The 11,537-nt window shown below is 40.5% G+C and carries 11 protein-coding genes; 6 read left to right on the forward strand and 5 right to left on the reverse strand.

Features of this window, described 5'->3' with window-relative positions; all coding sequences use genetic code 11:
* Positions 1-55: 55 nt before the first annotated feature.
* Positions 56-1,147 (forward strand): NapC/NirT family cytochrome c, encoded by a 1,092-nt coding sequence (locus tag A6E04_RS02635; RefSeq protein ID WP_065609789.1) that lies wholly within the window; start codon positions 56-58, stop codon positions 1,145-1,147.
* A 10-nt stretch (positions 1,148-1,157) separates the two neighbouring features.
* Positions 1,158-3,611: a molybdopterin guanine dinucleotide-containing S/N-oxide reductase gene (locus tag A6E04_RS02640; protein ID WP_017021637.1), complete on the forward strand. Its 2,454-nt coding sequence runs from the start codon at positions 1,158-1,160 to the stop codon at positions 3,609-3,611.
* 88 nt (positions 3,612-3,699) lie between these two features.
* On the opposite strand, the gene A6E04_RS02645 is transcribed toward A6E04_RS02640, so the two are convergent.
* Positions 3,700-5,085, reverse strand: coding sequence for a histidine kinase sensor domain-containing protein (locus A6E04_RS02645; RefSeq protein WP_065609791.1), 1,386 nt, complete (start codon positions 5,083-5,085; stop codon positions 3,700-3,702).
* Positions 5,086-5,094: 9 nt separating this feature from the next.
* The gene (locus tag A6E04_RS02650) at positions 5,095-5,760 is read right to left on the reverse strand and encodes a response regulator transcription factor (RefSeq protein WP_065609793.1); all 666 of its coding nucleotides are present in this window, start codon (positions 5,758-5,760) and stop codon (positions 5,095-5,097) included.
* 236 nt (positions 5,761-5,996) lie between these two features.
* On the opposite strand from A6E04_RS02650, the gene A6E04_RS02655 reads away from it, so the two are divergent.
* The 3 genes from A6E04_RS02655 (at position 5,997) to A6E04_RS02665 (ending at position 8,496) form a co-directional block, all read left to right on the forward strand.
* Entirely contained in the window at positions 5,997-6,356 is a 360-nt protein-coding gene (locus A6E04_RS02655; RefSeq protein WP_017021634.1) for a DUF3316 domain-containing protein, read from the forward strand.
* Between the two features lie 111 nt (positions 6,357-6,467).
* Complete coding sequence (locus tag A6E04_RS02660) at positions 6,468-7,151, forward strand: heavy metal response regulator transcription factor (RefSeq protein ID WP_012551588.1); 684 nt, start codon at positions 6,468-6,470, stop codon at positions 7,149-7,151.
* A gap of 4 nt (positions 7,152-7,155) precedes the next feature.
* Positions 7,156-8,496: a heavy metal sensor histidine kinase gene (locus tag A6E04_RS02665; RefSeq protein ID WP_017021633.1), complete on the forward strand. Its 1,341-nt coding sequence runs from the start codon at positions 7,156-7,158 to the stop codon at positions 8,494-8,496.
* A gap of 3 nt (positions 8,497-8,499) precedes the next feature.
* Here A6E04_RS02665 and A6E04_RS02670 read toward each other — a convergent pair whose 3' ends face one another.
* The 3 genes from A6E04_RS02670 to A6E04_RS02680 form a co-directional block, all read right to left on the reverse strand.
* Positions 8,500-9,543, reverse strand: a complete 1,044-nt coding sequence (locus A6E04_RS02670; protein WP_017021632.1) for an ion channel — start codon at positions 9,541-9,543, stop codon at positions 8,500-8,502.
* A gap of 85 nt (positions 9,544-9,628) precedes the next feature.
* Entirely contained in the window at positions 9,629-10,102 is a 474-nt protein-coding gene (locus tag A6E04_RS02675) for a methylated-DNA--[protein]-cysteine S-methyltransferase (RefSeq protein WP_065609797.1), read from the reverse strand.
* 1 nt (position 10,103) lies between these two features.
* Entirely contained in the window at positions 10,104-10,412 is a 309-nt protein-coding gene (locus A6E04_RS02680; protein ID WP_017021630.1) for an ArsR/SmtB family transcription factor, read from the reverse strand.
* Positions 10,413-10,519: 107 nt separating this feature from the next.
* Between A6E04_RS02680 and A6E04_RS02685 the strand changes: the two genes are divergently transcribed.
* Entirely contained in the window at positions 10,520-11,440 is a 921-nt protein-coding gene (locus A6E04_RS02685) for a permease (protein WP_023602847.1), read from the forward strand.
* The last annotated feature ends 97 nt before the right edge of the window (positions 11,441-11,537 follow it).

The following is an 11,537-nucleotide window of genomic DNA, read 5'->3' on the forward strand; positions in this document are numbered from 1 at the left end:
TGGTAGGATTCGTGATTGACCATACAAAGAATATGGCTATATCAAGGATCATATTATGAAAAAACGTTATATCGCTTTAATCGCTGCCGTTGGTATTGCCATCGGTTGGATAACTTTGGGGGGTACGCAGGCCGTACTTCACGCTACATCAACCACTGAATTTTGTGTCTCATGTCATACGATGGAAAAACCGTTACATGAATACCAAGGTTCTGTTCACTTTAGTAACCCAAAAGGCATCCGTGCAGAATGTGCAGATTGCCATATTCCAGAAGAACCTATTGATTACCTAATTACAAAGATTCGTGCGTCTAAAGACATCTATCACGAGTTTGTTACTGGAAAAATAGACACTGACGAAAAGTATGAAGAACATCGTTTAGCGATGGCTGAAACCGTCTGGGCTCAAATGCGTGACAACGATTCTGCTACTTGTCGTTCTTGCCATAGCTTTGATGCAATGGAAACCTACGACCAATCAGCAAGTGCACAAAAAATGCATTTATACGCGAAAGAAAATAACCAAACGTGTATTGATTGCCATAAAGGCGTCGCTCACTTTGCACCACAAGCCACATTAGATACCTCTGCGTTTGACCACCTTTTCGACATGGCTAAAAACACCAAAGCTGATGCAGAAAAAGTTTACCCGATCGAAAGCATCAAAATGGCTGACTTAGCAACAATCAATCCAACGGTTGAACTAATAACGGTTAGTAACGATGAAGGCAAGCGTACGGTGACTGTTTCTGGCTACCAAATGAAGGGCGCCGAATCTGTTATCTATATGGGTGAAGGCCAACGTTCTATCATTGCTAGCCTGACTGATACGGGCATCAAAGCACTGGTATTAGGCAGTGCAAATACCGATGCTTACGGCAACGAATGGCGCAGTGCTGATCTAACAGGCACTATCGATGCACCTGTTCTGGCTTCAAACCAACCATTATGGGATTACGCAGAAGAGCTAGATAATGTCTACTGTGCAACCTGTCACGCCAAAATCCCACCAAATCACTTCACTGTAAATTCTTGGGGACCTGTCGCTAAAAGCATGGGCGCTCGCACCGATATCTCAGAGCTTAACCTTGAGATCTTGACTAAATTCTTCCAAAACCACGCGAAAGACGTGGCAACTCATCAATAAGGGAGTGACTATGACTACTATTACTCGTCGCGGCTTTTTAAAAGGCGCAGGTGCATCAGCGGGTGCATTAGCGATCACGTCTATCGCTCCGTTATCTGTGAACGCCTCTACGCTTGGTCGTACAGATGCATTAATTCTAACCTCAAGTCGTATGGGACCATTACTTTGTGAAGTCAAAGATGGTCAGCTTATCGCGACAAAAAGTGGGTTAGCTCAAACCGTACCAAACAGCTTGCAACAAACAGGACCTTCTCAGGTTCACACTAAAGCACGTGTAAAATACCCAATGGTTCGTAAAGGGTATCTAGAAAACCCAAGTAACCCTCAAGGGGTTCGCGGCAGTGACGAATTTGTTCAAGTATCGTGGGAACAAGCGTATCAACTGATCCATGAGCAACATACACGAATTCGTAACGCGTATGGCCCAGAATCGATCTTCGCAGGTTCTTATGGTTGGCGATCAAGTGGTGTATTGCATAAAGCTCAGACTTTACTTCAACGCTACATGAGCATGTCCGGTGGTTACGCTGGTCACTTAGGTGATTATTCAACAGGTGCTGCTCAAGTAATTATGCCGCACGTGGTTGGTTCTATTGAAGTGTATGAACAACAAACGACTTACCCTGTTATTTTAGAAAGCAGTGATGTGGTTGTTCTATGGGGTTTAAACCCACTTAACACTCTTAAAATTGCGTGGTCTTCAAGTGATGGACAAGGACTTGAGTTCTTCCATCAACTGAAAAAATCTGGAAAAACAGTCATTATTATTGACCCGATGCGCTCAGAAACGGCTGAGTTCTTTGGTGATAAAGCACAATGGATTGCCCCTAACCCGCAATCTGATGTCGCGATGATGATGGGTATTGCTTACCAGTTAATCAAAACAGAACAACACGATACTGAATTCCTTGCTAAGTACACGGTTGGTTTTGATCAATTTGAAGCGTACTTAATGGGTAAAGAAGACGGCATTGAGAAAACCCCACAATGGGCAGAAGCGATCTGTGGTGTTCCGGCAAAACAAATGGAACTACTGGCTAAGATCTTCAAAGAAAACCGCACCATGCTAATGGCTGGTTGGGGTATGCAACGTCAACAACATGGTGAGCAACGTCACTGGATGCTAACAGTTCTTGCTTCTATGTTGGGTCAAGTTGGTTTACCTGGCGGTGGTTTTGGTTATTCCTACCACTATTCAAACGGCGGTAACCCAACGCGTGATGCGGGTGTATTACCTGCGATGTCCCCATCGTTAGGTGGGAGCTCTGCCGGTGGTAACGATTGGGCCGTTCAAGGTTCTGTTACTGCTTTCCCTGTTGCTCGTATTGTTGAATGTTTAGAAAAACCAGGCACAGAATATCAGCACAACGGCCATACACTTACCTACCCTGAATTGAAAATGATCTGGTGGGCGGGCGGTGCAAACTTTACGCATCACCAAGACACGAACCGTTTAATCAAAGCGTGGCAAAAACCTGAAATGATCGTCATTTCTGAACCTTATTGGACTGCCGCGGCGAAGCATTCCGATATCGTTCTACCGATTACGACCTCATTTGAGCGTAATGACTTGACAATGACAGGCGATTACTCTAATCAGCACCTTGTTCCTATGAAGCAAGTGATTGAACCTCAACATGAAGCTCGTAGTGATTTAGATGTGTTCGCCGACCTTGCTGAGTACATTAAACCTGGCGGTAAAAATGTGTATATGGAAAACAAAACGGAGATGGAATGGCTTCGTGATTTCTATAAAACAGCACAAAAAGGCGGTCGTAACGCACGCGTACCTATGATGAATTTCTCTAAATTCTGGGAAGCGAACAAGCTTATTGAAATGAAGTGGAACGCGAAGAACGCAGAGTTCATCCGCTTTAGTGATTTCCGTCAAGACCCAATCATGAACCCATTGGGTACTCCAAGTGGAAAAATTGAAATCTTCTCCAAAACCATTGAAGGTTACAAACTGGATGATTGCCCTCCACACCCAATGTGGATAGAACCAACAGAGTGGATGTTTAATTACACTGATGGTGAGTTGCAGTTAATGACGTCCCACTCAGCTCACCGTTTACACAGCCAATTTAACTACGCGGATCTTCGTGAAGAATATGCTGTGCAAAATCGTGAACCGATTACGATCCACCCAGAAGATGCAAAAGCTCGCGGTATTAAAGATGGTGATTTAGTTCGCGCTTACAACCAACGTGGTCAAGTTCTGGTTGGCGCACATGTTTCTGATGGAATCAAAAAAGGCAGCGTCTGTATCCACGAAGGTGCGTGGCCTGATTTAGATCCTAAGACGGGCATGTGTAAGAATGGTGGACCAAATGTACTGACAATGGATATTCCTACGTCTCGTTTAGCCAATGGGAACTGTGGTAATTCTGGTGTTGTGAAAATTGAAAAATTCACAGGCGTTGCTCCAACATTAACGGCGTTTACTCCCCCTAAAAATGGATAATAGTCTTTAATACATTCTGTTCAATCTAAACCGAGTGCATTTATGTACTCGGTTTTTTTATAAGCGGTGTTAATAGCTTAGATGGCAACTAAAGCGGAAATAACAACGAGATCCTTAACCCACCTTCTTTACGATTTTCTGCGACGACCTTTCCTCTCATCACTGACATTGCTTCTTTTACGATAGCCAGTCCTAAACCATAGCCCCCTGATTGCTTATCTCTGGCTGACTCTAAACGAGCAAATGGCGCAAAAATATCTTTCAGTTGATGGTCAGGAATACCAAGCCCATCATCTTCAACAATAACCGCAATATAATGCAGTTCATTCTCTTGATAACGGGTGATCAATAACCGAATGGTCGCGTTATCTCCCGCGTATTTAATGGCGTTGCTAATGAGGTTATTTACACATCGAGCTAAAAGGCGACGATCAACCATCACAACGTCTGTCCCAAGGGAGAATCGTGTTTCTAAGGTTTGATTTGATTTTAAATCTGAACGTAATTGCGTAATTTGAGCTTCACAATAACTGTCTAAAATCAGTGATTCTAATTTTGTAGAATACCGCGCGTTCTCTAATTGGCTAAACTCTAAAATCTCACCAACCAAATTATTCATTTCTACCGATTCATTTTCTAAACGATCAAGCAAATGCACATGCTCGTTATCTGTTCTCTTTCTTAATAAATGCAGAGCTAAGTTATGTCTAGCCAGTGGGGTTCGTAATTCATGAGAGACATCTCTTATCAACCTCTTTTGCTTTTCAGCAAGAGAGTGTATTTCCCCTGTCATATTATCAAAGTCATGTGCCAACTCACTAAACTCGCGCACTGAATGGCCAATTTCATCCGCCACTTTAATCGTAAAATCACCTTCAGAAAGTCGATGGCTCACCTCTCTTAATTTATCTAATGGCTTTTGCAAATAACGAGCAATAACCCACGAGAATAAGCCTAAAATAAGGCCAGAGATGATGATTTTTATAATACTAAAATACAGGGAGAAATAACGAGCAGGGTGATACTTGTAAGGCATTTGCATCACAATCGTCAACCCATCGTTCAATGGTATTCCAATGATCGGTTGATTCACTTTATTATCAAGCTGCGTATTGAGTGGACGTAAATATTTCAACTTGAACTCAAAATGAGGATGCATGTCTCTGTGTGTAATTGGTCGGTTATTTTTATCTAATACAAATAGATAATATTCTTGTGCGTTTGCCCAATCAGCCAGTTCATCCATGTCCCCTTCATCAATGAGAACATTGGCTTGATAGGCTAAATCCAACATTTTTTCTTGAATAGAAGATGGAATTCGTAACATCGATTTCATTAAGGCAATTTCAGCCAAACTTTGCAGTGAAAGTATCACAACAAGAATGATGGCGAATGAGCTGAATAAACGAAACGCGAGCCCATTGCGGTGCTTACGAATAAAAGAAGGACAAGATTGAAACCAACGCAAAGTCATTATTATCTCCTACCCATTAACCATTTTTATAAAGCTATAACCACGGCCACGAACTGTTTTAATGTGTTGTTTAGATAAGCCAGATTTCAATAATTTACGACGAATATTACTGATGTGCATATCTAAATTGCGATCAAACGGACACAGCTCTTTCTTTAAGATATTCGTTTGTAAATCAGCCTTCGACACGACAACATCGGTATTTTTAATCAAATATTGCAGTAACTCTGATTCTGTTTCAGTTAATGGCAAACGCGAGAACTGCTCAGAGAGATCTTCAATTGCCCCCACATAACTTTGACGCTGACGCTCTAACCCAACTCGGCGCAAGATAGCCGTAATACGCGCTAATAATTCAGGTACATTAAATGGTTTAGCAATAAAATGATCCGCACCGGCTTGTAAGCCATCCAACATAGAGGCTTCATCACCTAAGGCCGTTAGCATAAGAATCGGCGTTGCAAAGCGTTGGCAGATACGTCGTGCCACTTGAAAGCCATCAAGCTTAGGCAGCATCACATCAAGCAACACAAGCTCAACAGAATGGTTTTGAATATACTCTAATGCACTTTCACCACGATGTACGCAATCAACATCGTAGCCTTCCTCTTGCAATACTTCTTGTAATAAATTGCACAACGCAATGTCATCATCAACCACTAAAATACGGGACACGTTCACTCACCAATTAAAATGAAAATCGTTCGCATTCTAATCTCAGCATTACCTCAGTGCAATAAAGAATTTCAAATGGCGACAGTTTCTATCTTCTTAATGATATCAGTCATAAAAACACGGCCTACTCCCCCAAAACTAACATGACAAAAATGTCATATACCAGACCCAGTTATGTCACTTTCACTCCGCTATTATGAACCTACTTAAACAAAACCACTCATTAAGGAATCATCATGAAATCATTAAAAACTCTTGCTCTATCCGCCGTTATTATTCTTGCAAGCTCAAATGCGATGGCTAACCCTGCAGTTATTAGCGGTCACTACCTTAATAAAGCAAGCCACACTATTCTTCATACTGATCAAGTAACCACTAAACAAGCAGCCTACAACCAAGCTTTGACTCAGTTAAATAAACTCGATAACAGTTCACCTTCTGAACTACAGAAAACATTAAAAGTCGATTCACAAAACGTCAAATTAGATAACCAGAGCTATATTACAGTTAAAGAAACCATGAATATGCAAGGACAGATACAATACACTGGATTAATACACGCGAACTATCATTACTTAGAACCGATCTCTAACTAATGGTTAATTTTTTTGACCTATTGTTTATTAATAAAGATATCATATAAGAGATATACAACTATATTGTATTGATACCCACTGATTGTTCTCCATATTTAAAGAAGTAACGTGATGAAACTACTTATAATAGAAGATGAAACGAAAGCTGGAGATTATCTAAAAAAGGGATTAACAGAGTCCGGTTACACTGTTGATCTGTCGCGTGATGGCGTTGATGGTTTGTATAACGCAACGACATATCAATACGATTTAATTATCTTAGATGTCATGCTGCCAAAATTGAATGGGTGGCAAATTTTGCAAACGCTCAGAAACTGCGAAAATAGCACGCCTATTATTATGCTGACGGCAAAAGATCAAGTAGATGACAGAGTAAAAGGGTTTGAACTCGGCGCGAATGATTACCTAATCAAGCCCTTTGCCTTTGCTGAATTAAAAGCTCGTATTGAAAATGCACTGAGATCTCAAACTGCAAACTCGCACACCCAAAAAGTAAACGAGTTAGTCTTGTGTGATTTACAACTCGACCTTTTAAAACACACTGCGACAAGAAATCACGATAATATTACGTTAACAGCAAAAGAATTTTCATTACTCGAATTGTTCATGCGAAAGCAAGGAGAAGTGCTATCAAGAACCACCATCGCTTCTCTCATTTGGGATATGAATTTCGACAGTGACACCAATGTCATTGACGTTGCCGTTAAGCGACTCAGAGCAAAAATCGATAAACCTTACGACACGCCATTGATTCACACGGTGCGAGGAATGGGTTATAAAATGGACGAGGTGTGATGCAATGAAAACTCATTATCTTTCAATGAAATTAAAGCTCACCCTCATGTTTTTCTCCACCTCGGTGTTTGTGTTTATTGGTCTTGGTATCGCCATTCAGTATCTCGTTCAATCCCATTTCTATGAAGAAGATCGTAATCAACTAACCTCCAACCGCACTTCCATTTCCGTCTTACTGCAAAACAAAGGGATTACCAGTACCGAGATATTTGCATCATTAAAAAGCAGAGGCATTAATGTATGGATAACCAAAAATAACGGAGAGCAAACCCAAAACACCAACGTAATCGCAAATGATGACGCATTTTCTCCATCAAAAGACCTTAACGAGTGGACGTATAATAACCACACATTTAGAACCTTATATTATCCTCTAAACGCACATGATGAGTACACTGGCCTTCTCATTGGCATTAATATTGATCATCACATTCAATTTAATAAAAAACTCAAAGTTATTTTAATGTGGTCTATTAGCATCGCGAGTTTATTGTCTTTTCTTTACAGTTTTTTGATCGTAAGTATGGGATTTAAACCGCTTAGGTCACTGCAAAATCGAATCAAAGAAGTTCAACCAAATAAATTGCATATCCGATTATCTGATGAGAGTTTACCCACTGAGCTCATTGAGTTTGCTAGGGTGCAAAACCAAATGCTTGAACGATTAGAATTGGGGTTTCAGCGCTTAAGTGACTTTTCTTCTGATATTGCCCATGAGTTAAAAACCCCATTATCGAACATTGTCACACAAACTCAAGTCACGCTATCGCACCCAAGAGCCACACAAGAATATCAAGACATTTTATCGTCTAATTTAGAAGAATTAGAACGGATCAATAAAACCATTAACGATACTCTTTATCTTGCTAAATCAGAAAATGATTTGCTATTAAAGAGTAATGTTCACTTAGATTTAGTCTCATTATTTGAACCTATTGTAGAATATTACAGCATCATTTCTGAAGAGTCCGACGTTACTATTCGGCTTTCTGGTAAGGGCGTGTTATGGGGGGATAAATCGATGATACAACGAATTGCTAATAATCTCTTATCAAACGCAATTCGTCATTCAGCACCAAACAGTTCTATTTTAATTGATATCAAAGACAGCCCAAATAAAGTGCAATTATCAATTTCAAACACAGGTGACACTATCCAAGAAAAGGATCTGCCTTTTATTTTTGAGCGCTTTTACAGAGCCGATAAATCACGAAGACATTCAAGCAGCACAGGCGCAGGGCTTGGATTAACTATCGTTCGTTCGATTGTAAATGCACATAATGGAAAGATAACGGTGCAGTCAGCCGATACACAAACAACCTTTACCGTTTCTTTCCAAAAATAATGATTAATTCGTGATTTTATCCCAATTAAGATCCGTAATACGCTCATCAGCAATGTAATAAATCACATCGCCTGGTGATAATATAGTTTCCAAACTTGGGTTAATTTTGCACCCTTCATTATTTGTTTGTATGGCAATAATGATGGCTTCATACTGCTTCTTAAATGGCGTATACACCGATTCAATCGTAAATGGCGTGATTTCGCTCGGTATCTCAATTGAGTATTGAGTCTGACCTTCATGCGCACTCACTAACTCAGAATGAATAAAGCTTGAGCCTTTATCCATTACAGACTTCGCCACTAACTCTGTCGATAGTGACGAAATACACTCTGAATTTGGGCAATATTTATGCAGTAAATCTCGTTTGATTGGGTCTTCAAAATGCGCGACTAAGTGTGCTTCGCTGTTTTGCTCTGCAACAAATAAGCTCACCGTTAATGTCACATCGTCTAAATCCGTATCGACAATCACCGCACTGGCTTTTGATAAATTAGAACGCTCCATTTCAACCGCATCAGTAAACGAGTTAACGCGCACAAAATGGATATCAGAATCAAAAGGAGACTCTTCATACTCACAAGAGACAACCACCACTTCTCGTCGGCCTTGCTCTTCTCTTCTTAACATTTGAACAAGGTGAGGCGTTCGCCCACTGTTTATTCCAATAACGATAATGTGATTTTCTAAGTTCAAGTTTCGTCTCCCTCTTCTGTTTGTACGCCAAAAATCGGTAAAAAATACCGCGGCACGTCCCACTGACAACGCAAATAAACCAACACCGCATGGAATAATAAACAGTGCTGAAAATAAACGACCATAATCCGTTGTTGGACTTAAATCTCCATAACCGACGGTACTGCTTGTCGTGACAATGTAGTAAAAAAAACTGGATAAATTGTCGGTTAACTGGGGTTCATTTGCATACGATAACCCTAACCAACTTAATAGTGCGTAACTGATAAGAAGAAACATCAGTGTGTACATATTAATCGCCATAAAATGCTTATTAATCAAGTTATTAATGACTTTTAATATCGCGTGCATATCCATCTCCCTTTTATTTCGTTTCCATGAAAATTTTAAGCCAATACTGACTTAAAAAGACAAGACAGTGTAACTGACTAAAAAATTAACGTACACCTTCCAGTTTCAATAGCGCGTCTTTAATATCTAGGCCACCCGCATAGCCCGTTAAACTGCCATTTTTACCAATAACACGATGGCAAGGCACGATAATTGAAATCGGATTTTTACCATTAGCGCCGCCTACCGCTTGAGAGGCTTTAGGGTTACCAACTGCAATAGCGAGATCTTTATAACACCAGGTTTCACCATAAGGAATGGTCGCTAATGCCTGCCATACCTTGTTTTGAAATTCTGTGCCATTTGCCGCTAATGGGATCGAGAACTCACGACGTTCGCCATTAAAGTATTCTTTTAATTGGCTAACAGTAAGTTGCAAAATTGGATGCTCATCGTCTTGCACTCCAAAGTCACTAAGTGTTCTTGCGTGACTTTCATACCACACACCCAGTAGACCATCATCATTACCATTGACCGTGATCAGGCCTATTGGACTATCAAATTGCGTATATACATTCATTTTATTGTTCCTCTTCTTCACACGCTTCATCAAAACAACATTCATCTTGTAAGAAACCAATCACTGACGTCAGTTTCTCATATTCAGCCACACAAAAAAGGGTACGACCTTCACGGCGTTGTGAAATTAGCCCCGCAGACGCTAAACCTGACACATGATGAGACAACGTAGAGCCCGGAATAGCCAGTTTATCTTGAAGCCCACCAACGGCAATACCTTGGTATCCTGCTCTCACCACACTTTTATAAATAGCCAAACGTGTAGGATGACCTAGCTCTTTCAATGCTTTAGCGACAATCTCGATGTCCATAGTTTGATCCTCTTTAAATTTATATTTCGATAATACTAGAAATAACTTGATCATGCTAATACTCAAGAGTATATTTCGACTATTCCAGAAATATAGAGATTTAAAATATGTTTACAATTACACAAGACATGGTGATGGACACCCTAAATATGTTCGCTTTCTTAGCGGCAGAATTAACCGTACTGTTCCTATTAATTAGCTACCTTGTTGGCGTCTTACAGGAATACATTCCACCTGCAAAGATCCAAAGCATTCTTAGTGGTAAAAATGGTCGAGGTTATATTGTTGCAGGCTTATTAGGAGCGATTACTCCATTCTGCTCATGCTCAACCATTCCTTTCTTGAAAGGCCTATTACGAGCGAAAGCCGGTTTTGGTACAATGATGGTCTTTTTGTTTGCAAGTCCGCTACTAAACCCAATTATTATTGGCCTGTTTGCGGTGACATTCGGACTTAAAGTTACCGTGTTCTACTTTGCGATTGCGATGGGCGTTTCAATCATTGCGGGCTACGCATTAGAAAAACTGGGCTTTGAAAAATACGTAAAAGAAACTGCGTATATAGCACCAGAGCCAAAAAGTTGCGGTTCAACCTGTGGCGGCGCTAAAAAAGCGCCGCAAAGCAAATGGGTCAAAATTTGGCACAGCACATGGACTGATTTTAAAAAAGTATTGCCTTACTTGATTGGTGGTATCGCACTTGGCTCTATGATCTACGGCTTTATGCCAACGGAATTCGTTGCTCGTATCGCAAGTGAAAATAACCCATTTGCAATCCCAGTCGCGGCAGTCATTGGTATTCCACTTTATATTCGTGCTGAAGCGGTAATTCCACTAAGTGCTGCACTTGCTGCAAAAGGCATGAGTTTAGGCGCAGTAATGGCATTAATCATTGGTAGTGCTGGCGCAAGTTTAACCGAAGTGATTTTACTTAAATCTATCTTCAAAAACCAAATGATTATCGCATTCTTAGTTGTCATTTTAGGTATGGCGGTAAGTGCTGGTTACTTATACCAATTCATATTCTAAACAAAAAATAGCGGCTAAGGTTCGCCCTAGCCGCTATTTTCATTTCTAATAAAACCGATTTACACAATGTATCCCGTGCTAGATCATCGCAATAGCC

Origin of the sequence: Aliivibrio logei (genome assembly GCF_001691055.1) — a bacterium.
Lineage (GTDB): Bacteria > Pseudomonadota > Gammaproteobacteria > Enterobacterales > Vibrionaceae > Aliivibrio > Aliivibrio salmonicida.

Coding starts and splice junctions, on each gene's coding strand:
- A6E04_RS02685 (WP_023602847.1), top strand. CDS start 10,520: ATGTTTACAATTACACAAGACATGGTGATGGACACCCTAAATATGTTC.
- A6E04_RS02655 (WP_017021634.1), top strand. CDS start 5,997: ATGAAATCATTAAAAACTCTTGCTCTATCCGCCGTTATTATTCTTGCA.
- A6E04_RS02675 (WP_065609797.1), bottom strand. CDS start 10,102: ATGAATGTATATACGCAATTTGATAGTCCAATAGGCCTGATCACGGTC.
- A6E04_RS02660 (WP_012551588.1), top strand. CDS start 6,468: ATGAAACTACTTATAATAGAAGATGAAACGAAAGCTGGAGATTATCTA.
- A6E04_RS02640 (WP_017021637.1), top strand. CDS start 1,158: ATGACTACTATTACTCGTCGCGGCTTTTTAAAAGGCGCAGGTGCATCA.
- A6E04_RS02670 (WP_017021632.1), bottom strand. CDS start 9,543: ATGCACGCGATATTAAAAGTCATTAATAACTTGATTAATAAGCATTTT.
- A6E04_RS02645 (WP_065609791.1), bottom strand. CDS start 5,085: ATGACTTTGCGTTGGTTTCAATCTTGTCCTTCTTTTATTCGTAAGCAC.
- A6E04_RS02680 (WP_017021630.1), bottom strand. CDS start 10,412: ATGGACATCGAGATTGTCGCTAAAGCATTGAAAGAGCTAGGTCATCCT.
- A6E04_RS02665 (WP_017021633.1), top strand. CDS start 7,156: ATGAAAACTCATTATCTTTCAATGAAATTAAAGCTCACCCTCATGTTT.
- A6E04_RS02635 (WP_065609789.1), top strand. CDS start 56: ATGAAAAAACGTTATATCGCTTTAATCGCTGCCGTTGGTATTGCCATC.